We start from the raw sequence: 23,649 nt of genomic DNA, 5'->3' as shown, positions 1-23,649 counted from the left end.
TGAGAAAATCTGTTAAATATCAAACCGACAAAATTTTAATTATAATGTATCTATAAATAACAGATTGTCTAATCACAAACATACTTGATAAGTAGGTGAACACAATAAAACCAATCTGTGTAAAGAAAAGTAAAATCGCCCAAACCCTCTTCACTCTTGCCTTTTGCCTCTTGCCTCTTGCCTTGCCATAACGACGATTTTCAATGCTAACCTACTTACTTGATTCTTCAGAGGTAAAAAAATGTCAAATTCAGAATCTCCAAGAGTCACAATGCGTCCAATGGATGAGTTTAATCAAAAACTAATCAAAAATGTTCATCCCGATAACTGGCTAAATCCCCAACCGGCTGATTATTATGATTTGGTAGTTATTGGTGGGGGAACTGCGGGTTTAGTTGTCGCTGCGGGGGCTGCGGGTTTAGATTTGGGTTTGAAAATAGCATTAATTGAAAAAAATCTCATGGGAGGAGATTGTTTAAATTTTGGTTGTATCCCCTCTAAATGTTTAATTCGTTCTTCTCGTGTAGTTGAAGAAATCAAAAAAGCCAAAGATTTAGGGATTAATATTTCCCAGCAATTTGATGTAGACTTTGCCACAGTTATGGAGAGAATGAGACGTATTCGGGCGAGTATTAGTCATCATGACTCTGTGGAAAGATTTAAAAGTTTAGGAATTGATGTTTTTTTAGGTAATGGTAAATTTAAAAGTCAGAATACTATAGAAGTTGATCAGCAAACCTTAAAATTTAAAAAAGCTGTCATTGCCACGGGTGCTAGGGCTGTGAAACCGAAAATTCGAGGAATTGAAGCGGCAGGTTATTTAACTAATGAAACTGTTTTTTCTCTGACTCAGAAACCGGAAAAATTAGCAATAATTGGTGGTGGTCCTGTCGGTTGTGAATTAGCACAAACATTTCAGCGTTTGGGTTGTGAGGTGACATTATTTCATCGCGGTTCACATATTTTAAATCAGGAAGATCCAGAAGCAGCGGAAATTTTGCAAAAAGTTTTGATTGATGAAGGGATTCGTTTAGTATTAAATTGTCAATTAGAAGAAGTTGTCACAGTTACGGAAGGAAAACGCCTATATTTTTCTGTGAATAGTGAAAGAGATTCAGTGACAGTTGATGAAATATTAGTTGGTGCGGGACGTGCGCCAAATGTGGAAAATTTGAATTTAGAGGTAGTTGGTGTAGAATACGATCAAACCTTCGGTGTGAAAGTAAATGATTATTTGCAAACCACAAATCCGAAAATTTACGCCGCTGGTGATATCTGCATGAATTGGAAATTTACTCATGCGGCAGATGCGGCAGCCCGAATTGTGATTAAAAATACCCTGTTTTCGCCTTTTGGTTGGGGACGATCTAAACTCAGTAGTTTAGTGATGCCTTGGGTGACATATACCAGCCCGGAAATTGCCCATGTGGGGATGTATGCACAGGAGGCGAAAGAATTGGGTATAGAGATAGAAACTATTAAGATACCTTATAGTCGCATAGATCGAGCGATCGCCGATCATGAAGAATCTGGTTTTTTAAAGATTCATCACAAAAAAGGCTCAGATCAAATTCTGGGTGCAACCATAGTTGCTAATCATGCAGGGGAGATGATTTCCGAAATTACCACAGCTATTGTTCATCAAATTGGTTTAAGTAAACTTAGCAGTGTAATTCATCCTTACCCCACCCAAGCAGAAGCCATTAAAAAAGCCGCAGACGCTTATCGCAAGACTTTACTCACACCAAAAACTAAGCAATTATTGGGATTTTTAAGGAAATTTTCTTAAATTAAGAGTTTCAGATCCCCGACTTCTTAAAGAAGTCGGGGATCTTGTTCTTTGTTCTTGAGACTTAAGAAAATATTCATGGTAAAATTCATGAATAGAGAGAAAAAATTGACCCATCTACGGCAGAATTATCAGGACATCAAACAAAATGGAATATAAATCTCTGGCTGTTTTTAGCAGTATTGTGATATTTGGAATCTTAGAAACATTAATTCCCTTTTTTCAATATCATCAAACTTTACTTAAAAGAGTTATTCACAATCTAATTTTAGGTTTAGTAAATTCTTTATTGGTTAACCTCACAGTTATTTTAATCTTAAAATCTCTCTGGAAACCAACTTTATCACAGGGATTTTTTTATGATCTAAATTTACCTTGGTTGCATTTTATTCTCTCTTTTTTATTGCTAGATTTATATATGTATACGTGGCATAGATTAATCCACACTTGGGGTTTTGCTTGGCGGTTTCACAAAGTTCATCATACAGATAGATGGATGAATATATCCACAGCTTACCGCTTTCATCCGGTAGAAGTAATTGTCTCCAATATTCCCAAAATTGGATTAATTTATCTATTGGGAGTTACCCCAAATGCGTGGATATTATATGAATCTTTATTTGCTATATCCTTAGTTTTTCATCATAGTAATTTTGCTTTACCTTTCAAAATAGATAAATTCCTGAGTTATTTTATTGTTACACCTAATTATCATCGCGCTCATCATTGTCAACTAACAAAATATTTAAATAGTAATTATACAAGTTTATTAACTATCTGGGATATAATATTTCAATCTCGTTATTATCCACCCCAACCAGAAACCATCCAATTTGGTGTACCCGAAGAAACTAGAAATTTTAATGTGATCAGTTTATTAAAATTACCGTTTGTGCCTGTGAATAAATAATCAAATTTACTGTATTATAGAAATAATTCGGCAAACATCTCTTTTTTCCTAGATTAAAATTAATTATTAAATTTGGAGTTTTTCGCTGTGCTGAGTTCACCTTTACCCACAATCAACGCCCTCAAACAACCTACCAGTGATGCTTGGGTAGAGCAAGCGATCGCTAACCTTGATATTATTTTACTAGATCACTCCCACTGTGAACGCAAAGCCGCAGGAGTAGCATTAAATATGATGTTCCGCTATCCCTCTAATGCTAAAATGGTGAGGGAGTTAACAGCGATCGCTCGTGAAGAACTCGAACACTTTGAACTTGTTAATCAATGGCTAGAACGCCGTCAGATCAAACTAGCAGCCCTATCCGCACCCCCCTACGGTGCGGGGTTAAAATCCCAAGTTCGGGGACAAGAACCCCAGAGATTTTTAGACTCCTTACTCGTCACCGGCTTAATAGAAGCCCGCAGTCATGAACGCTTAGGACTCCTAGCTGCTAACTGTCCAGAACCAGAACTAGCTCAATTTTACCGCAGTTTAATGGCATCAGAAGCCAGACATTTTGGGATGTATTGGGTTTTAGCTGACACCTATTTTGACCGAAAAATCGTCATGGACAGATTAGACGAATTAGCAGAGGTGGAAAGTCAATTATTATCAACCTTACACCCAGAACCCAGAATACATAGTTAGTCAGTTTTTGCCGGAGTATGGATTAACAACCAAGTTTGCAAATCATTCAAACTCTGAAAATCTAAAAGAGCTTCACTCAATTCTTCTAACACAGACAATGGTAAACCAGAAATAGATTTTATCTTTCTCTGAGATATTTTACCAAACCGCTTTGTTAATTGTCGAATCACCAAATTAATTGTAGCTTGTTCTATGCCTTGTTCTATGCCTTGTTCTAGTCCTTCCTCTAGTCCTTCTTCTCTGCCTTGTTCCAGTCCTTCCTCTCTGCCTTCTTCTTTAATTTCTTGATAAACTCTAGTTTCTTTGAGTGTAATTCCTAACATTGATTCTACCTCCCGACGACTCAGATTTTCAAACTTGTAGACCATGATTGTCGTGATCATCTCCATCATAGCTTGACTTGATGGTGTGACAATCTCCTCATCAGTAAACCAAAAAGTTTTTCCCAAAGAGCGATTTTTACGGAATGCTAACGCTATTGCTACAGACGAAGCAGGCATCAACAACAAAATACGATAGACATTTATGTGATATAAAATACTAAATACATAAGAAATAGTTATAGTAATTTGCACTGGGTCAAAATATGAAATGATGAATGTAGTGTGTAGCATATTGGTTGAAAAAATTGACTGTTTCATCTCTAACAAAAGCCACGCAGGGCGAATCTACAGAAGAACTCGTTTTAACCGACTCAGAAACCCAAGACGCAGGTTATTCAGTGTTTAGTAGAAAATTTTTCGATTGAAACGCAAGGAGCCTGTGACCAACAAACTTTATTCGAGATTCTGGTTAAAGCAGCCAGCACTGGAGACAGTATTGAAAACACAGCTAAATTGTTAAAAAATATTCCGACAGCTAATGATATTAGATATCATCTCAATAAAATTAATAATTTTGAGGAATTAGAAGCGCAAATAAATCAAGCATTAAAAAGTCGAATTCCTTTAGGATTAAAAAAGGGGTGTTTAAAAATAGCGATTGATTTAAATTTAATTTGTTATTATGGTAAACCAACACCGTCAGAATTACCCTACATATATCGAAGTGAAGCTAAATCTGGTACTAATTCATTTTACGCCTATGCCACTTTATACGTTATTAGTAATAATAAGCGTGTAACTCTGGCAATAAGAGGTGTTCGCCAATTAGATACTAGTGTGGCTTTAATTACTTATTTATTAGCAGAACTTGAACCCCTCAAAATAAATGTAAAAAAACTCTACTTGGATAGAGGATTTTTTAATACTCCTGTAATTAGATGGTTACAGGCATTAGATATCCCCTTTCTTATGCCTGCTATCAAGACTGGAAAAAAAGGAGGAATCAAACAATTTCTCAAGGGTAAAAAAAGTTATAAAACTACCTATACCATTACAAGAGACAAAGATGATTTCGTCACATTTGATTTATGGATTGTCTGTAAATATAGAAAGGGAAAGCATAAAAAGCATGGAGTTCAATACTTTGTTTATCTTGCTTATAAGGTCAAAACAAATTTAAATTATATCTATCAAGATTATCGAAAAAGATTTGGCATTGAAACTAGTTATCGTCTGAAAAATATTTGTCGAATTAAGACGAATAACAAAAATCCAGTTTTGAGATTACTATTCATTGGAATATCCTTTCTTCTAGTTAATATCTGGGTGAATCTACTATGGCTCAAAATCAGCCGTAAAAGGAAGGGTAGTCGATTAATTTATCGCACACTTTTCACACTCAAACAGATGTTAGCTTTTTTATCTCAAGCCCTACAGAGGAAATATCAAGTCGTTGAAAGCATTTATATTCCATCCGGTTAGCGTCAAGAAATTATTACCCAGCCAATCATAAGTAATTGTTATCTATATGATATCTACTGGTTAGAACACTGGGAATTAAAAAGTATTTTATATTACTGATTGTTTGATGATAGCATCAGTGTTTTATAGGAATCGCTTTTTGGGAAAAACTTTTTGGTTTACTGCTCATGGGTTCTGGTTAATAAATATCTAGCTACTGCTGGGGCTTGACTTTCTCCCAGAGTAGTTAGTAACATGACACCTAAACCTAATGGTAATTCTTGAATATCTCCCAATTCATCTAAATATACTCGATGTACTTGAGGACTGTTGAGAAATCCACGATGAGGATAAATGTCATTTTGTTCTGTATTTCGAGATGGATAAATGATCACTATTTGCCAATCACAAAATCTTTTGCGATTACGATAAAAATATAGTGAAGTTTCCGCACAGATTCTTTCATACAATTCCTCATCTCTTTGAAATTGTACCTCACAAAAATATACTATGCCCTGTTCATCACCTTCTGGTGGTAAAAATACACCATCAATTGCAAAAGTCGGTTCTTTGACAGCCACAGAATCAAAGCGGTAAGCCTGAGCATTAATCGGCGGATCTGTCAACAGTTCAAACAACAAAGATGGATATTGTTGAAAGAGTTTATAAAAAAGTGAATCTCTTCGCATAAATCATGATTATAATATTTACTGGTTAAAATTCCTCAAACTTTGCGTCTTTGCGCCTTTGCGCGAAACATAATTTAACTGTAAAATAGAAAAAACCCCGGAGGTAGAATTACGGTTTACGCACGTCCCCTAGCCAGATTAATCGAACAATTGCAACGGCTACCCGGAGTTGGTCCAAAAAGCGCCCAACGTTTAGCTTTGCACATCTTAAAAAGACCAGAAGCAGAAGTAGAAGCCTTAGCTCAAGCACTTATTGACGCAAAAAAACAGATCGGTTTGTGTAAAGTTTGTTTTCACCTTTCATCAGATCCAATCTGTGAAATTTGTCGTCATCCTCAGCGAGATAATACAATTATTTGCGTAGTTGCAGATTCTCGTGATGTGATTGCATTGGAAAAAACCCGTGAATTTAAAGGTAAATATCATGTTTTAGGTGGCGTAATTTCCCCTATGGATGGTATTGGACCAGAACAGTTAAATATTCAGCCTTTAGTCAGACGGGTAAGCGAACAAAAACCCCAAGAGGTGATTTTAGCTATTAGTCCTAGCATCGAAGGAGAAACCACAACATTATACATAGGTCAATTACTAAAACCATTTACAAAAGTCACCCGCATTGCTTTTGGTTTACCTGTAGGTGGTGATTTAGAATATGCTGATGAACTTACCTTAGCTAGAGCATTAGAAGGACGGAGAGAGCTAGATTAAAAGTAGCAAATTTGATTACCAAAATGTTTTTTACCAACTCCCTAGAAAATCAACTGCAAGAGTGGAATAATACCATTAACACTCAGCCAAATAATGCTAATGCTTATGTTCGTCGAGGTATGGTTTATTTTAAATTAGGAAAAATTGCCGAATCAATTCAAGATTTTGATCATGCAGAAAAGTTAGATATTCAAATTACTCCTTATCTGTGGCAACGAGGATTATCTTATTATTATGCAGAACGATTTGCTGAAGGTGCAAAACAGTTTGAAATAGATTTAACTGTTAATGCTCAAGATGTGGAAGAAACTGTCTGGAGATATCTTTGTATAGCTAGATTATCCGGTGTTACAGAAGCTCGTAATTCTTTATTACCTGTGAAAAATGATCCGCGAAAAATCATGAAGTCTGTTTATGATTTATTTGCAGGTAATTGTACAACAGATGATGTTTTGAACGTAGGAAAATTGGCAGGATTAAAAGGTAAGTTTTACAGTCATCTCTATTTGGGTTTATATTATGAAGCTGAGAATAATTTAGAGTTAGCGCAGGAATATATAGTTAAAGCTGCGGATGAGTATAAGCTTGATGATTATATGTGGTATTTAGCAGTAGTGCATAAGCAATTACGGGAATGGGATTAATATAAATATATACATCTCCAGAAATAAAATTTCACGAATCGCTTCCCAGAAATAAATCGTGAGTCGGCTTTTAGAGGATGTTTGAAAAGTGGTATCCCGTAATTTTCATCGCTTTTTTACCCCCTTTTCCCCTTGTAAACGGGGGAAACAATAAAAATCCAGTTCCCTCCCCTTTATAAGGCTACGGTGTACACACAAGTTATCGAATCACCATTATTCCTCAAATTACCCCACCCTAACCCTCCTCTTTGCAAGGGGAGGGAACTAATTTTTCCGGTTTCCCCCCAAAGCATCAGGGGGATTAAGGGTTTTACAAAAAAAATACAGCCCTTCCTGCTGTTATGAGGTACAAACTTTCATCGCCAATCCTGTAGGGGCGCAGGGTCTGCGCCCTTAATTGTGTTGCATTCAACCTGCAACTGCTGTAAGATAAAAATATCATTAAAGAAATAAGGTTCTTCGGTTATTTTTATGGAAACCCTGGTTCAAAATCATTGAAAGCCCTATTGTGTAGGCATTTCATTGAAAATATGGAAATAATTGTTTATAACCCTTGTCCCGTAAGGGTTTTGTTATCATCAATCCTCAATCACCATAAAAGAGACGCAAGAGCCAGAAATAAGTCCGAGTTATATAGTAATCCTAAATTAGTTATGAAAAACAAGATCCCCGACTTCTCTAAGAAGTCGGGGATCTGACTCTGGTAATGTTCACAAATCAAATAGGATTGCTATAGTTGTAAAAAATATAGACAAATATCTTTTACTTTGAACGTTTTACCTTTACTGGGAAAACTATACTCAACACGGCTTAATTATTTGATTCTGTAGGTAGGGGTTTAGCAGTGCTAAACCCCTACAAATCAGGGTTGTTCGTGATTTTACAAAAGTCCATCTCTCAACCGTGTTTAGTATACTAGCGATCGCCCAAGCATTTACTTGTCAGTTCCTAAGAGGATGTTTTAAAAGTGGTATTTCGTCATTTTCATCGCTTTTTTACCCCCCTTTCCCCTTATAAAGAAGGGAAACAATAAAAATCCAGTTCCCTGCCCTCACAGACAACTTTTTCAGCAAACCCTATTTAGTCATCAAAAGACAAGTTTTGCTATGAGACTGGGAATGAATTCCCAGTCGGGCTATGGGTTTTGCGTTAAGTTGACACCAATGTTGAAGGCAGAGCCTTCTGTAATTCATTCCTATACAGAGTATGGGAACGAGAAATAAAAATCAACTATTCACCACAGGAACGAGGGGATAAAAGTCCAGAATTGACGCGAAATTCCCCCAGATATGTTTCTAAAATCTGAAATTGGGAAATATTCAAGCTGTAATAAATCCAGCGTCCCTCTTGACGGGAATTTACTAGACTTGCTTCTTTGAGGGTTTTGAGATGAAAAGAAAGTTTTGATTGATTTATTTCTAAAGCATCACATAAATCACATACACATAGTTCACGCTGACGCAGAAGTTCTATAACACTGATTCTAATGGGATCTGATAGGGCATGAAAACCCGATACTATTAAATTGTGAGTGGCAATAGGAAAAGTTAGTGGTTTATTTAAGAGCATTAGGTATCCATCCTCATGATATTTGATTTTCTAGATAGGGTTTGCTGATAGCGTGGCGTTAGCCATACTTCTAGCCCTCACAGACAACTTATTCAGCAAACCCTAGTAGTCTGTCAACCCGAAAATGACGGGTGAAGGCAAGCAGGGGGAGAAGAGAGGCAGGGCAGGGGAGGGAAGAACATAAAGAAGAAATGAACCACGAAGGACGCAAAGAGAGCGAAGGAAGAAGGAAGAGGAAAAATTTATTTACCCGTCAATTATACTCAACACGGCTTAATTATTTGATTTAAGCGGGTAGGGGTTTAGCGGTGATCATTGGTGTCAACTTAACGGTACAGCCTCCCAAATTAAAACTGATACTAATCGCACTGGATATTTACATGGATTTGAACGATATTTACCCATGATGATAATTTCATCTTTATAATAAGTGCATTGAGATAATACTTGTTTAACTTTATAATTTGTTTTTTCTTTTATTCTGGTAATAAAGTACTTTTTACTCTCGGTTAATTTGTCAAACCAATTAAAGCTGAAAAATCCTAGATCCACTATTATCAAGCCTCTTTCTGGCAGTTTATCTAACAAATCTTTTCCCCAGTTTTGGTCATGACTTTTGGGATTTTGTTAATACCATAATTTGACGGGATTTTGGGTAAAGGCTTCGACAATTATCATGATTTTCCCACCTAATTTTGATGAATTATCTTCGCTTATTTTTAATCTTTTTGATAATGCTTGTTTGCTAACTTCTATTGGTCATATACCCATAATAAGTAGGTGAACACAATAAAACCAAACTGTGTAAAGAAACGTAAAATCGCCCAAAACCTCTTTACTCTTGCCTTTTGCCTCTTGCCTCTTGCCCTGCCATAACGACAATTTCCAACGCCAACCTACTTAATCCTTCTTCTTTTAATACTCTTACTGCTTCTGATAATCCCGCTATTTGTCGATAAACTAAACTGAGAATTAAGTAGGTGAACACAATAAAACCAAACTGTGTAAAGAAACGTAAAATCGCCCAAAACCTCTTTACTCTTGCCTTTTGCCTCTTGCCCTGCCATAACGACAATTTTCAACGCCAACCTACTTAGTGCTACCATTACTGGTAAGTTTAGCAATCTATCTCTCATCGGTTTATCATTGTTTCCTGGTAAATATTTTAATTGTGTAAATAGACTTGGTTGTAGATATTTTGTTAATTCTTCTTCAATTTGTGGTAATGATGGCGATGGAGTTTGTTGCTGACGACGCAAATCTGGATTCCCATTTTTTCTTTTTCTTGTTTGAGTCATAATTTTTGACCCTGTGAGTGTTTTTCATAATTTTATTATCCTCTTTTTTGGTTCAAATGCGATTCCTTCGGTGAGCTAGGCACATCACCCTCTTGAACAAGAGCGATCGCAAAGCGCGACCTAGGAATCGCCTATAGCAGTTCATTCCGCGCCATCGCTCTTGTTCTCCTCCTTATTTATTAAGGGTTTTACGTTAAGTTGACACCAATGAAGCTCTTGCTTTACCCCTACGTTTAGAATCAAACAATCAAGCCGTTTTGAGTATAGCCATAACCCAACATTATTAAGGATTTTGTTGGGGTTCGTTCCGATTGCTCCGCAACGCTAAAGCGAACAACCCAACCTACATTTCCTTAACCGACTGAAGGACTTTCAGAAAGGGAGTATGCGGCTAAAAAAGAAATAGCAGCATGGCAAATTATTGACAGATTAGCGGCAATTTTTCCTGGTTTAGATACTGGGTTAGATTATTTGGAAATTGGGACTCCACGTACTCACAGACGCTTTTTAGGATGGATAGATGGCATTTATGGAGCAATCGGAAATAGATCCCCGACTTCTTCACAATGATTTCCAATCATATAAAGTACATCTTAGCCCCCTCATCGCTTGCGGGGAGGGGGTTGGGGGTGGGGTTCTTGTTCCGGGTTTGATGACAATTTGCTGTAAGAAGTCGGGGATCTGATATTTAGTGAAATAAGTTTTTAGGGGGGAAGCTGACCTTTTTAGGCACGTATTCAGAACAGTCTATGGCTTCTTCTGTAAGAACAGTATCAGGCTTGACGGCACATTTTAAATAATGGTTATTGGCAAAAAATTGACATTTTTTACAGGGGACTTTTTGTAGAATTTTGTTTTTTATGCAGACCTTATCATCTGCATTGGTGCGGATTTTATGAAAAAGCAGGAGAAAAATAGCCCAAACAAAAATAAATCCCAGAGGAGCTAACGATAGTGCTAAATCTGGTATTTGGATGTTGTGATATTGCACTTGGACTTTTTCTTGTTGAACTGCACCTTGAGCAATGGACAAGTTGGTATTGTCGGTCATGAATGTATTTCCCAATACCTGCTCTATATACATCTTATTTTCCTTAATTATCTATAATGGTTCTTACAACAATTTTCGTTTTCATGGAATACAATGAAGAGCGAAGGACATAATGGAGGGCGCAGGCCCTGCGCCCCTACGGGTTTTGCGATAGAAAACTGTACCTGATAACATCAGAAAGTGCTGTAATTAAAAAATGTGACAGAACCAAGTGGCAAGCTCCTCAATATAAAGTCTGTTTTAATTGTGACTGATGTTTGATTTTGAAACTTTTAATTTAAGTCTATGCTTTGTTTGAGTAAAGCTGTATATGGCTTCTGATTATAGGTTTATCAAAAGTAAAGATTAGTTATCTCTGTCAATAGTTTTGTTTTTTATTATGTGAATATATACCTGAAGTAGTACGTGGATATTAAAAATACAGTTGGTAAGAGAACTCCACAAAAAGAAATGCCCAATGTCATTCTGTTCGTGCTGCCATAGGCATTACGAAAGGAAGTGTAGTGAAGAATCTCTTGAGATGCTTCGTTTCGCTATGGCTAACGCCACGCTCCGCGAACGCTACACTCAGCATGACAAAACAGGATCATTTATTTTGCGGCTTACTCTAATAGTTTTTTAAATTTTTGAATTTCTAGAACACCGATACATTAATTTAATTGTAGAGGCAATCCCCCTGTGGTTGTTCTGGTAGGGTTTTGGGGCAAGCACGGGGGCATTGCCCCTAGAGAGAATTGCCATTTTACGGATTATTAAATCGGTGTTGTAGCTATTCCTGGTTATTTAATCTAGCTTTGATATCAGCAGCGAAGTCTTCATATTTTCTTAAAGGTGTTACTTCTATTTGCACTTTTTGTCCGTTTTTTTTCATGATAGGCAAGTCTAGAAGAATTTGGTCTAATGTGTCGGGAGTAGGAACATCAACAATGACAATTACACGACGAGTACCAACACATTTCCATAAATCAACCACTATTCCGGCTTGTTTGGCTTGGAGGGCGACATCTGCTTCTTCACTCCATAAGGCAAATAGTTCTTGTTGATTTATGTTATCGGGGTATTCAACATGAAAATCTAAATGATATAGCATAAGTAGGTTGGCGTTGAAAATTGTCGTTATGGCAAGGCAAAAGGCAAGAGGCAAGAGGCAAGAGTGAAGAGGGTTTGGGCGATTTTACGTTTCTTTACACAGTTTGGTTTTATTGTGTTCACCTACTTAGTTACATTTTCCTGGAAGTTTTTATTTTAAGTAGTGAGACAGAATTAATTACACAATGTCACTGCGTAAGCGTTGCGTGGCGTTAGCCATATGGAACGAAGTGAAATAAAGCAATCGCAAGGGTTGTGATTGCTTCCCTTCCCTCGGAATGACTGTAAATATTTTTGTCCAATTACTTATTAGTTTAAACTAAAATCAGTATAATTCTGAGTTGAAATATCAGCTATTTAACCAGGGGGTATTTCGTCTTCTAGGAGACGAATAATAGTTGCTGGTGGTGCGAGTTCTGGTTGAAAGATTCCTTGTAGTGCTTGTTCTAAGGTGGGTGCCATGATGATGCGATTTTCATAGGCTACGACTACTCTCACTAATGTTGGTAAACTATTTTGTGTGGCTTCTAAATAAATTGGTTCAACATATAGTAATGATTGCTCAATGGGAACTATTAACAGATTACCTTGAATTACTCTGGAACCTTGACGATTCCATAGGGAAATTTGTTGAGAAATAACTGGATCTTGATTTATTCTGGCTTCAATTTGTTCTTGTCCATAAATTAAACGTTCTTTGGGAAAGTTATATAATACTAATTTCCCATAATTTTCACCGTCGGAACGTGCTGCTAACCAAGCGATTAAATTGGTGCGTTGTTTGGGTGTGTAGGGAAGTAGGAGGATGAATTCTTCAAAGGAAACGTTAGGGAGACTGGTTATTAAATAGTAGGGTTCAACTTTACGGCTTTCGTTACCATAGATTTCATTGGGAATCTGCCATTGATCTTCCCGATTATAAAATACCTGGGTATCTGTCATGTGGTAGATCATTAAGCGTTCAGATTGAATTTTGAAATAATCTACTGGATAGCGGAGATGATTGCGGAGATTGATTGGTAAATTATTCAGTGGTTGAAACATTTTGGGAAATATTTTTGACCAAGCTGTAATTAATGGATCGGAGGCATCAGCAATGTAAAATCTGACTGTACCGTTGTTAGCATCAATGACGATTTTAACAGAGTTACGGATATAGTTAATACTATTTTTACCTGTATCTGAGTAAGGATAGCGATCGCTTGTGGTGTAAGCATCAACTATCCAATAAAGATAATTTTCTTTACCGGGAAATTGTTGATTTTGACCATCTATATGGGCATCTGCTACAACTAAATAAGGATCACTATCAAATTTTAAAAAAGGGGCAATGGTGCGAATTCGTTGGTTAATATTCCGCCGTAATAATATTTTGGTTTCTGGTAAAAAATCTCTGGTAAATATCATTTTCCAGTCTTTTAAATATATGGAAAATAGCCATCTTCGCCATAGAGAGTTGATATGAATACCCCCTAATCCATCATAACTATTATAAACATTATCGCTGCCACTGGGATAATCTAATTCTTTAACTTTTGTCCCAGTCATGACGTGAGTATTACTAATTTCTCCATAATAAATTCGGGGTTGTCCGATGGGAATACTGGCACGAATATTAGGACTAGAAGTATTTAATACGCTACCATTTTCACTAATATCTTTGACAAAATATTCTGGTAATCCACCAGCAGCAACGGTATTGACGGGACTCATAGTGAAGCCATAACCATGAGTATAAATCATATTTTGGTTTACCCATGTTTGTGCTTGGAGGGGAACATCTGGATAATTTAATTCTCTCGCTGCAATTAGTACCTGTTGTTTTTCTTGATCACCGTTATTTTTAATTAAATATCTATCAATATCAGCATCGGGAAATTTATAATAAGGGCGAATTTGTTGTAACTGACGGTTAGTTTTTAATAATGGTTCTTGATCCCAAAGCCGAATATTTCTAATTGTCAATTCATTGGCTTTGATATCTGCTTCTGTGAGTTTTCCTGTGGGGTTAAATATTTGAGAGTCAATGACATCTAAATTAAATGCTTGACGAGTTAGGGCGATATTTCGCATTATATAAGGTTGTTCTTTTTGTAATTCATTTGGCTCAACAATAAAACTTTGTACAGCCATAGGTATAATAAAATTACCTATGAATATCAAAGTTATATAAATACCTAAAGCATAACTTACCCGGCGATGATGTGAAGATTTTTGTTGCCAAAATACAGTTAACCATAATAAGTATAAGGCTATAGCTACTGATAAAATATATAGTATTGTATCTGCTGGTAATTGGGCTTTAACATCAGTATAACTAGCTCCATAACTGACACCACGAACCGAGTATAGGAGTTGATAACGACTGAGCCAATAATTTAAAGATACGACTAACATTAAACAGCCGACTAATCCCGATAAATGGCGCATTTGTGGAGAAGAAAATCCGGGAAAAACGGCTTGACTGAGACTATTTGCTGATAATAAATAGGTGAGAATGACGCTAATAAAACCATATAGGGATAATCCTATTAACCAAAATCCTAAAAGTTCCCAAATGGGGAGATGGAAAATATAAAAACTGATATCCTTGCCAAATAATGGTTCAGGATGATCAAAGGAAATAGGATGAAAAGATAAGAGAATTTTTGCCCAATGTTGAGATAGTATCCAGCCAAAGATAAGACTAAAAATAATAGCGATCGCTCTGAAGCACAATTTGCTATAAATTAATATAGCCATAGATAATCCCCCCAATAGTCCTAAAGACCAAGGTTGAGAAATTATCTGTCTTCCCAACTGTAAAATTATCTCGGCTCGAAATAATAGTGGTACTGATAAACTAGATTGATTAACTTTCTCTAACCAATAGGAGAGGGCAATGTTTCCATAGTGTATTAGCATCAGGCACAGTAAAAAAATTAACCCTAATATTAGAGGTAAGAGCGATCGCAATTTAATTTTACTGGTATAATTTTGCCATTGAGGGGATTGATTATTTCTGGGATATTGAGGACTAAGAAAACTCGTTAATCTTTGACTAATTTTTAGTTCCTGTACCGGAATAGAATGAGAAAAAGGGGGATATTTCAACCTCTCAGCTAAAGTGAGATTTCCTAATAAGTAAATGGCGCTCAAACTCACAATAAACAACCATAAACTCCCCTGAGTTAACAATCTTTGCAAAAATACTTCTATATAACCAACTTCCTGAAACCAAAAAATTTCCGCACCCAAATAAGCAGCTATATCTAAGAATAGCCACAAACTCAAACATCCTATAAAAACTCTAATAGTTTTCATTTTTAAACCATTTAATGTCATTTGTCACTAGGATTTTAGAAGGTGTTTTAAAAGTTATGGTTGATGTATCAAATATTTTTTACCCCACCCTAACCCTCCCTTTAGTAAGGGGAGGGAACTGGATTTTTATTGTTACCCCCCTTTATAAGGGGAAAGGGGGGTAACAATGTGATGAAAATTACGGGATACGACTTTTCAAACATCCTCTTAAACATTTCTGGATAAATCTTTGAGGAATTTCTCTACTTTCTCCCCAGTGTTGATGAATATAAGAAGCATGAACATTGGGTAAATTCCAACCTTCAAAACCTGTATTTTCATCACAATCATAGCGATAGGTATTAAATAATGGTTGGGGAGAATTAGTGATTACATGAGAACGATGAAATTCATGTCCAAAAATGTTTTTATTGCTATCAAGTAAAAAAGTATTTTCTAAAACTACTGCGCGACGATATCCTAATGTTAATCTTTTATCCATTTGTGCATAAGTGGGTAATATTCCTACCATTGACCAAGAGTTACCATCAAAATCAATAATTTTCTCACACAAATACATCAATCCTCCACATTCCGCAATTGTGGGTATTCCTCCTAAAATTGAGTTTTTGACTGCTTGTATTAGGCTGGTATTTTTAGATAATTGTTGTGCGAATACTTCAGGAAACCCTCCACCAAAATACATTCCTTGGATATCTTTGGGTAATTGATCATCATTTAATGGACTCCAAAATACTAATTCTGCTCCTAATTCTTCTAGTAGATCTAAGTTATCTTGATAGTAAAAATTAAAGGCTTGATCTCGCGCTACAGCAATTCTTACAGCAGAATTGGGAGTTGAGAATTGAGAATTGGGAATTGGGGAAGATGCTGATTTTAAAAGTGGGAGAAGTTTATCCCAATCAAAGTAAATATCACCTAAATCTGCCAAACTATTAATTATTTGATCTAATTCTGGTAATTCTGCGGTGGGAATTAAACCCAGATGACGGTCAGGAATGGTAATATTATCTTGTCGTCGTAAGACACCGAGTATGGGTAATTGTAAAGGTGAAAGGGCAGCTTTTAATAATGATAAATGCCGATCGCTTCCGACTCGATTTAAGACTAATCCAGCAACTTTAATTCTACTATCTAAAGAACAATAACCGTGAGCGATCGCAGCTACTGAACCCGATAAACGACTACAATCAATTACTAATATTATTGGTATATCTAATAATCTAGCAACGTGGGCTGTACTTGCAAAGTCGGTTTTTTCATTTGTGTTTGACAAATGGCTAATACCATCAAACAAACCCATTACCCCTTCAACTAAAGTATATTCAGACTGGGGAGAATGATGGTGAAAACATTGCTGCACATAACTTTCTGAAGTTAGCACAGCATCTAAATTTCGGCAAGGAAGACCAGTAACATATTGATGAAACATCGGATCAATATAATCGGGTCCCACCTTAAAAGATTGCACTTTTACACCACGACGACGTAAAGATGCTAATAGGGTAAGTGTAACTGTTGTTTTCCCGACTCCACTCCGTTCTCCAGCAATAATTATAGACATAGATTAGCAATTAAAAATTAACAATTAAAAATAAAGACTGGGCGCAGGCCCTGCGCCCCTACCTCCTGACTCCTTGCTATTATCCTTCCCGTTGTCTTTCTTCAATGTCCACTGGAGAAATCATACTATTGATTTTCTCCACATCTGTTATCATAATGATAATACCTTCTACTGTTTCTTTTAGTAAAGGACTACAGGCAACATAACATTGGATTTTTTTACCGCGACGATTGGTGGCATTCAGAAGTATTTCCTGTAATTTCTTCTTACTAGATATAATATCACGAAGGGAATTTCGCAGTTGTTCTACAGGTAAACCGATATCCAAACTAAACCAGGATTTATTCATTACTTCGTCACTGCGTAAACCCCACATATCCTCAACTGTATGATTCCAAATTAAAATATTAAAACTATTATCTAAGACTACCATTCCCATTTGCAGAGAGCTTAAAATAGAAGCAAGAAAAATATTAGTTTGGTCAAGTTCAGTGGTGCGATCGCTTAATTCATTATTTATTGTTTGTAATTCTTGATTAGCAGATTGCAGTTCCTCATTCATTGTCTCCATTTCTTGATTTGTTGATTGCAATTCTTCATTGGTTGTTTCTAGTTCTTCATTAGTAGATTGCAATTCTTCATTGGTTGTTTCTAGTTCTTCATTAGTAGATTGCAATTCTTCATTGGTTGTTTCTAATTCCTGTCGAGAACGTTGTAATGCTGTTTGGAGTTTCAGATAACGGGTGACATCATTAAAAGAGATTGTGACACCGAGAATGGTTTGATCATTATCTTGTAAAGGAATGATTCGCACATCTAAATATTGAACTTCTGAATTTGGCTGATAACGTTCAACATTTGTGAGTATAATAGGATGGCGTTCATTATATACTTGCTCGATTAATGAGCGTAACTCTACAGGTCTATAGGATAATTCTAAATCCTGAAAAGGGCGATTTAAATCTCTCGTTGTCAAACTAAATAAACTCCGAGCTTGTTCATTAATCATAATTAATATACCATGATTATCAATAACAACTTGGGCGCTAGACGCTGTATCAAAAGCCAAATCTCTAATTCGCAGTTCTTCAGCATAAACATTATTAGAGGATTCTTTATTTTGCAAATTTGTCATAACTAGTTGACGATTACGGATGTTTCCCAAAGATACTTTCGCAAATACACGATCTTTTAAATGTATAGGTATAAATAAATTAGAGTGCATGACTAACATCTCTGCTTTTCCTAAAAATAGATAGCCATGATCATTAATGGCAAAATGAAACCGATTGATAATCTTTCCTTGTATTTCTGAATTAAAATACATTAAGGTATTGCGACAAGCCAATAAATCTAAACGAGAAATTGGTGCATCCTGAAGTAAATCATGACGACCAAAAATCACGCAACGACGCAAATCTTGGCGAAAAACATAATTTTTATTTACTAGATCAAAATATTTATCGCGCAGTTCTGATGGAACTTCAATGATATTTTTGGCTGAATAACTAGCTTGACGAGCTTGGGTGAGAGCTTCTTCGTCTACATCTGTTGCGTAGATTTTTACCCGCTTACGAAACTCTTCTACTCCCAATATTTCTGCTAGAACCATTGCTAAAGTATAAGCCTCTTGTCCAGACGCACAACCAGCACTCCAGAACCGAAGCTGTTCATCTTTTTGTTTATTTTTGATGATATCAGGGATAATTTCTTTGGCTAAATATTCCCAAGCTGAACTATCTCTAAAAAAAGCAGTCACATTAATTAAAATGGTATTAAACAAATTTTTAAACTCATCTGGATGAACTTCTAAATAATCTTGATAATTCACAAAGCTATCTATATTTAAAGTCTCCATCTCTTTAATAACACGACGCATTAAAGTCGAACGTTTATAACCTGTGAAATCAAACCCTCGATTGATTCTCAAATATTGGAGGAGATTTTCAAAATCAAGGTCTTTGTGTGGAGCATTCATAGAATCAATTAGGGTTTTACTAGAAACAGATACACATCCTCAGATCATTGTAAACTAAATCAATCTGGCTTACGGATATTGAATTTGCAAAACTATTGTTTATACACAGTCAGCTTTTTATCATAACCTAAATTAGTGATATGTTATGACGAAATAGCATGAGACATAACCAAAGTTATCAAAGCGGAAGAAATTTCTGTTAAAGGGAGGATGAAATCTACATTCCCTGTCTTAATTGCTGAAGATGGCATTCCCGGAAATTCAGCACTTTTGTCATCCTGGACAATTACCGTCCCACCCATTTTTTTGATTGCTTCCACTCCCATTGCGCCATCACTACCAGTTCCTGTGAGGACAACAGCGATCGCTCTTTCTTTATAACTTGCTGCCACGGATTCAAACAACAAATCCGCCGAAGGACGGAGAAAATGCACCATTTCCGACTGAGACAAAGAAGCTGTACCATCACTATTCACCAACAGGTGGTTATTCGGAGGAGCAATATAAACAGTCCCCGGAGTGAGTTCATCTCCTGCTTTTGCTTGGACTACTTTCAGTGGAGTCCGACGACTGAGAATTTCTGCCATCAGGGATGGATGACGAGGATCTAAATGTTGAACCACAACAATTGCTGCTCGGAAATTTGCAGGTAAATTTGAAAGCACCTCAATTAATGCCGTTAATCCACCAGCAGAAGCCGCTAAAGCCACAATATCAAAGTTAGGAAGATTTGGCATATTTATCCTGAAAATTATCATCTTTCCCAACTCTAAGATATCTAAATTTTCAACTCATTCCCTGTACCTACAGACCTATGGATCAATCATAGCTAATTTGTAAACATATAAATGCTTAGATCCCCGACTTCTTAAAGAAGTCGGGGATCTGAAAAGAAGTCGGGGATCTTTTTGTTCACATTTCACTGACAAAGCTAATTTTCTGCTTCCAGATTTTTTTTAGCTTCCTGTAATTGCTTTTTATTTTCCTCACTAATTTCAGGATATTGCAAATTTAACTCCTGTAACTTTGTGCAAATAATATCTGCTACCACCAACCGTGTAAACCATTTCCGATCAGCAGGAACAATATACCAAGGAGCTAATTCTGTACTTGTATTGTTAAAAACTTGCTCATAAGCATCCATATAATCATCCCAAAAAGCCCTTTCTCGGATATCACTAGCAGAAAATTTCCAATGTTTTTCCGGTGAATCAATCCGTGCTAAAAACCGCTTTCTTTGCACCGATTTTGAGACATTTAGAAAAAACTTCAGCACAATTACCCCATTATTAACCAAGTATTTTTCAAAATTATTAATTTCCTCAAATCGCTGTTTCCATATCTGATTACCTTGAGGAAACTTGGGTAATTGTTGTTTTTTAAGAATTTCTGGATGGACACGAACTATAAGTAATTCCTCGTAATATGAACGATTAAAAATGCCAATTCTACCCCTTTCCGGGAGAGACTTCATCGAACGCCATAAATAATCATGATCTAATTCTTCCTCACTAGGAGATTTAAAACTAAATACCTGACACCCTTGGGGATTCACCCCCGACATCACGTGCTTAATGGTGCTATCCTTACCAGCAGCATCCATAGCTTGAAAAATAATTAACAAAGAATAACTATTTTGGGCATAGAGAACATCTTGATATTTAGCTAGTTGTAAAACACCTGTTTTTAATTTTTTAATCGCATCAGTTTTTGGGTGAAACTCGCATCTATAACCTGGATTATAGTCCTTGATCAAAGAAATCTGATCACCTGGTTTAACAATATAAGGATCATGATTCATCTCAAAAAATTAGCCTCCAATGGAATTATCCCTGGCGATTGGAAAGATGCCTCCGGCATCTTTCTAATCGCCGTCTTTCTAAGAAATAGAAGATTGCAACTTGGCCAACATTTCCAAAACTTCCATACTGTGAATACTAGGATTAACCTTCACAAAAGTTGCGCGTAATATCCCTTGAGGATCAATAATAAAACTATGGCGCATGGAGACAACACCTATCCAAGAACCATAAGCCTTACTAACTTCACCCTTAATATCAGCTAACAAAGGAAATTTTAACCCCTCCGAGTCACAAAATTCTGCATGAGAATCAACATCATCAGCACTGATACCAATAATCTCAGTATTTTTCTGAATATATTTAGGTAAATCTTGCTGAAACCGTCGTGCTTCAATAGTACAACCAGAAGTAAAATCTTTGGGGTAGAAATAAAGAACTACCCACTTACCCCGAAAATCAGCTAGAGAAACTTTACCATTGCCTGTATTAGTGGGTAAGGTAAACTCAGGTGCAGGTTGATTAATTGTGGGTAATTTACCACCTAAAGCTTGAGCAGGAGGGGTAAAATTAAACCAACTAATAACAGCCAAACAAGAAGCAAATAAAATGCTAATAAAAGTGCGACGGGAACCCATTTTCTCAACCAAAAGAATAACTTAAATAAGTTTACATTTTTGTTGTTCTCTTTCAATCTGATTGCGGTTCGGACAGGTTTTCGATACTTTCAATGTGTTGGCTATCTATGAGAAAAGCGCCTCTAGTAAAGCGGACACCCCAATAACCACCAGGGCGATGGTCAAGAACTATACCTTCCTCGCCAATATGAATTACTTCAGGGGGACGTAACATAGGCATTGGTTCAGCCGTTTTCAGGTATGGTGGCAATGATACCACACGGACTTTACTACCAATTGGGAATTCTGAAGACATTTTGCAATGGTTTGTAGTTTTGAATAAGTAGGCAGGCAAAATTAATTATATAAAAGATTTAGATTTAATGTAGGTGTAGGGGTAGCGCCCCCGTGCCTACCCCGGTAAGTAATTGGACAAAAATATTTAAGTAGGTGAACACAATAAAACCAAACTGTGTAAAGAAACGTAAAATCGCCCAAACCCTCTTACCTCTTGCCTTTTGCCTTTTGCCTCTTGCTTTGCCATAACGACAATTTTCAACGCCAACCTACTTACAGTCATTGCGAGGGAAGGGAAGCAATCACAACCCTTGGAATTGCTTCATTTCACTTCGTTCCATTGGCTTTCATTCCTTGCCTAAGGGATCACCAAAAAATAAATTACCCAATTTTGTGGGATGGGCATCCTGCCTGTCCTTGGTAATCAGCGGGCAAGATGCCCGCACCACAAGAAACTTTTGCGGATTTTTTTAATTGGAAGTCCCTAAAGGACAGTTAAGTTTTTCCGCCAAGGTCCAAAACCTGCCCTCAAGGGTTTTTAGCCTATTTTCTTATAAAATTTCATAGCATTAAGTAGGTTGGCGTTGAAAATTGTCGTTATGGCAAGGCAAAAGGCAAAAGGCAAGAGGCAAGAGGCAAGAGGGTTTGGGCGATTTTACGTTTCTTTACACAGTTTGGTTTTATTGTGTTCACCTACTTAAATTCGATAATCATGAAAATAAGATTTCTCAATTATTCTCTTGCGCTGGTGGTTTTATGTGGCGGATATACAATTACTCCAACTATAGCCGCTAACCAACAGGTAAAAGTAGCGAAATCTATCTGGAAGTTGTTTTCTCCTGCTGACGGTAGTTTTCGGATTTTAATGCCAGGGAATCCCAGGGAGACTAAACAAACAGTAAATACAAAATCGGGGAAAATTAAATTAAATCTGTTTAGTGTTGAACGCCAACAAGAGGAAGTTAATTATGCCGTTGGTTATGTTGATTATTCCTCTGAATATATTGAATTATTAAATCGCAAAAAGCTGGTTGAAAAGGCTTTAGATAACGGACGCAATAATGTGGTTAAAAAAGCCAAAGGAACTTTAATTAGTGAACAAAAAATTAGATTAGGTTCTTATTTTGGCAGGGAAATTAGCTATAGTAAACCAGGAGTAAACATTGTCAAACTAAGAATATATTTAGTTAAAACCCGGTTATATCAAGTAAGTGCGGAAACTACCAAAAAAAGACAGAAGTTTTTAACTAAGAGTATAGAAGGGTTTTTAAATTCCTTTAATGTATCTTCAAGATAAATACGATGTTGAGCGCATAATATTTTGGGCGCAGTCCTTGTTTGGGTACAGGTCTTGTTTGGGTACAGGTCTTATTTGGGTGCAGGTCTTGTTTGGGTGCAGGTCTTGTTTGGGTGCAGTCCTTGTTTGGGTACAGGTCTTGTTTGGGTGCAGGTCTTGTTTGGGTACAGGTCTTATTTGGGCGCAGTCCTTATTTGGGCGCAGTCCTTATTTGGGGGCAGTCCTTATTTGGGGGCAGTCCTTATTTGGGGGCAGTCCTTATTTGGGGGCAGTCCTTATTTGGGGGCAGGCCCTGCGCCCCTACGAACTCATTTTAAATATTAATGCTGTTCATCTTATTCCCAGTCAGAGACTGGGAATGAATTCTAGAAGGCTCTGCCTTCAATAATATTAGAGGCAGAGCCTCATCAACTGCATTCCTAGTCAGAGACTAGGAACGAGATGTGGTAGGGATTTGAGCTTAAGTTGACACCAATGAAGCTCTTGCTTTACCCCTACGTTTAGAATCAAACAATCAAGCCGTTTTGAGTATAATAGGTAAAATGAGTTAGGATATAGACCAATTAGTTAGGGGAT

At 36.6% G+C, this 23,649-nt stretch carries 18 protein-coding genes and 4 pseudogenes; 8 read left to right on the top strand and 14 right to left on the bottom strand.

Features of this window, described 5'->3' with window-relative positions; all coding sequences use genetic code 11:
• Positions 1 to 241 precede the first annotated feature (241 nt).
• The 3 genes from HEQ36_RS12550 (at position 242) to HEQ36_RS12540 (ending at position 3,386) form a co-directional block, all read left to right on the top strand.
• On the top strand, positions 242 to 1,789 hold the full coding sequence (locus tag HEQ36_RS12550; RefSeq protein WP_168636561.1) for a mercuric reductase: 1,548 nt from the start codon (positions 242 to 244) through the stop codon (positions 1,787 to 1,789).
• Positions 1,790 to 1,937: 148 nt separating this feature from the next.
• On the top strand, positions 1,938 to 2,699 hold the full coding sequence (locus HEQ36_RS12545) for a sterol desaturase family protein (RefSeq protein ID WP_168466831.1): 762 nt from the start codon (positions 1,938 to 1,940) through the stop codon (positions 2,697 to 2,699).
• 87 nt (positions 2,700 to 2,786) lie between these two features.
• Positions 2,787 to 3,386 carry a tRNA isopentenyl-2-thiomethyl-A-37 hydroxylase MiaE gene (locus HEQ36_RS12540; RefSeq protein ID WP_168636562.1) on the top strand — a complete coding sequence of 200 codons (600 nt, stop codon included), beginning with the start codon at positions 2,787 to 2,789 and terminating at the stop codon, positions 3,384 to 3,386.
• On the opposite strand, the pseudogene HEQ36_RS12535 reads toward HEQ36_RS12540, so the two are convergent.
• Positions 3,383 to 3,808, bottom strand: a pseudogene (locus tag HEQ36_RS12535) (DUF4351 domain-containing protein); the annotation flags it as partial. The gene HEQ36_RS12540 and the pseudogene HEQ36_RS12535 sit on opposite strands and share 4 nt — an antisense overlap.
• A gap of 294 nt (positions 3,809 to 4,102) precedes the next feature.
• Between HEQ36_RS12535 and HEQ36_RS12530 the strand changes: the two are divergent.
• Positions 4,103 to 5,191 carry an ISH3 family transposase gene (locus tag HEQ36_RS12530; RefSeq protein WP_325064634.1) on the top strand — a complete coding sequence of 363 codons (1,089 nt, stop codon included), beginning with the start codon at positions 4,103 to 4,105 and terminating at the stop codon, positions 5,189 to 5,191.
• Positions 5,192 to 5,352: 161 nt separating this feature from the next.
• On the opposite strand, the pseudogene HEQ36_RS12525 reads toward HEQ36_RS12530, so the two are convergent.
• Positions 5,353 to 5,859: pseudogene (locus tag HEQ36_RS12525) on the bottom strand (Rpn family recombination-promoting nuclease/putative transposase); the annotation flags it as partial.
• 108 nt (positions 5,860 to 5,967) lie between these two features.
• Between HEQ36_RS12525 and recR the strand changes: the two are divergent.
• Together recR and HEQ36_RS12515 are read left to right on the top strand one after the other, a co-directional pair.
• Positions 5,968 to 6,567 carry a recombination mediator RecR gene (recR, locus tag HEQ36_RS12520; protein WP_081424264.1) on the top strand — a complete coding sequence of 200 codons (600 nt, stop codon included), beginning with the start codon at positions 5,968 to 5,970 and terminating at the stop codon, positions 6,565 to 6,567.
• A 23-nt stretch (positions 6,568 to 6,590) separates the two neighbouring features.
• Positions 6,591 to 7,211, top strand: coding sequence for a tetratricopeptide repeat protein (locus HEQ36_RS12515; protein WP_168636563.1), 621 nt, complete (start codon positions 6,591 to 6,593; stop codon positions 7,209 to 7,211).
• Between the two features lie 1,230 nt (positions 7,212 to 8,441).
• On the opposite strand, the gene HEQ36_RS12510 is transcribed toward HEQ36_RS12515, so the two are convergent.
• The 3 genes and pseudogenes from HEQ36_RS12510 to HEQ36_RS12500 form a co-directional block, all read right to left on the bottom strand.
• On the bottom strand, positions 8,442 to 8,780 hold the full coding sequence (locus HEQ36_RS12510; protein WP_053540043.1) for a metalloregulator ArsR/SmtB family transcription factor: 339 nt from the start codon (positions 8,778 to 8,780) through the stop codon (positions 8,442 to 8,444).
• Positions 8,781 to 9,101: 321 nt separating this feature from the next.
• Positions 9,102 to 9,386: pseudogene (locus tag HEQ36_RS12505) on the bottom strand (transposase); the annotation flags it as partial.
• A 290-nt stretch (positions 9,387 to 9,676) separates the two neighbouring features.
• On the bottom strand, positions 9,677 to 10,078 hold the full coding sequence (locus HEQ36_RS12500) for a hypothetical protein (RefSeq protein ID WP_053540045.1): 402 nt from the start codon (positions 10,076 to 10,078) through the stop codon (positions 9,677 to 9,679).
• Between the two features lie 363 nt (positions 10,079 to 10,441).
• Here HEQ36_RS12500 and HEQ36_RS12495 point away from each other — a divergent pair.
• Positions 10,442 to 10,618 (top strand): annotated as a pseudogene (locus tag HEQ36_RS12495) (carotene isomerase); the annotation flags it as partial.
• Between the two features lie 148 nt (positions 10,619 to 10,766).
• On the opposite strand, the gene HEQ36_RS12490 reads toward HEQ36_RS12495, so the two are convergent.
• From HEQ36_RS12490 to sipA, 9 genes are all read right to left on the bottom strand, one after another.
• Complete coding sequence (locus tag HEQ36_RS12490) at positions 10,767 to 11,162, bottom strand: hypothetical protein (protein WP_053540046.1); 396 nt, start codon at positions 11,160 to 11,162, stop codon at positions 10,767 to 10,769.
• Positions 11,163 to 11,898: 736 nt separating this feature from the next.
• Positions 11,899 to 12,219, bottom strand: coding sequence for a muconolactone Delta-isomerase family protein (locus tag HEQ36_RS12485; RefSeq protein WP_053540047.1), 321 nt, complete (start codon positions 12,217 to 12,219; stop codon positions 11,899 to 11,901).
• Between the two features lie 356 nt (positions 12,220 to 12,575).
• Positions 12,576 to 15,521, bottom strand: coding sequence for a UPF0182 family protein (locus HEQ36_RS12480; protein ID WP_233455534.1), 2,946 nt, complete (start codon positions 15,519 to 15,521; stop codon positions 12,576 to 12,578).
• Positions 15,522 to 15,699: 178 nt separating this feature from the next.
• Positions 15,700 to 17,085, bottom strand: a complete 1,386-nt coding sequence (locus HEQ36_RS12475) for a cobyrinate a,c-diamide synthase (RefSeq protein ID WP_168636566.1) — start codon at positions 17,083 to 17,085, stop codon at positions 15,700 to 15,702.
• A 79-nt stretch (positions 17,086 to 17,164) separates the two neighbouring features.
• Complete coding sequence (locus HEQ36_RS12470; RefSeq protein ID WP_168636567.1) at positions 17,165 to 19,063, bottom strand: CheR family methyltransferase; 1,899 nt, start codon at positions 19,061 to 19,063, stop codon at positions 17,165 to 17,167.
• Positions 19,064 to 19,206: 143 nt separating this feature from the next.
• Positions 19,207 to 19,800 (bottom strand): chemotaxis protein CheB, encoded by a 594-nt coding sequence (locus HEQ36_RS12465; protein WP_053540051.1) that lies wholly within the window; start codon positions 19,798 to 19,800, stop codon positions 19,207 to 19,209.
• Between the two features lie 194 nt (positions 19,801 to 19,994).
• Positions 19,995 to 20,864, bottom strand: coding sequence for a polyphosphate kinase 2 family protein (locus HEQ36_RS12460; protein WP_027404222.1), 870 nt, complete (start codon positions 20,862 to 20,864; stop codon positions 19,995 to 19,997).
• A 78-nt stretch (positions 20,865 to 20,942) separates the two neighbouring features.
• Positions 20,943 to 21,500, bottom strand: coding sequence for a peroxiredoxin (locus HEQ36_RS12455; RefSeq protein ID WP_168636569.1), 558 nt, complete (start codon positions 21,498 to 21,500; stop codon positions 20,943 to 20,945).
• A gap of 52 nt (positions 21,501 to 21,552) precedes the next feature.
• Positions 21,553 to 21,795: a regulatory protein SipA gene (sipA, locus tag HEQ36_RS12450; RefSeq protein WP_039204971.1), complete on the bottom strand. Its 243-nt coding sequence runs from the start codon at positions 21,793 to 21,795 to the stop codon at positions 21,553 to 21,555.
• Positions 21,796 to 22,488: 693 nt separating this feature from the next.
• Here sipA and HEQ36_RS12445 point away from each other — a divergent pair.
• Positions 22,489 to 23,073, top strand: coding sequence for a hypothetical protein (locus tag HEQ36_RS12445; protein WP_168636570.1), 585 nt, complete (start codon positions 22,489 to 22,491; stop codon positions 23,071 to 23,073).
• The last annotated feature ends 576 nt before the right edge of the window (positions 23,074 to 23,649 follow it).

The sequence above is a fragment of the Anabaena sp. 54 genome (genome assembly GCF_017355725.1).
GTDB classification, from domain to species: domain Bacteria; phylum Cyanobacteriota; class Cyanobacteriia; order Cyanobacteriales; family Nostocaceae; genus Dolichospermum; species Dolichospermum heterosporum.
Note: the sequence above shows the minus strand (reverse complement) of the source record. Positions and strands in the feature narration are given on the sequence as shown.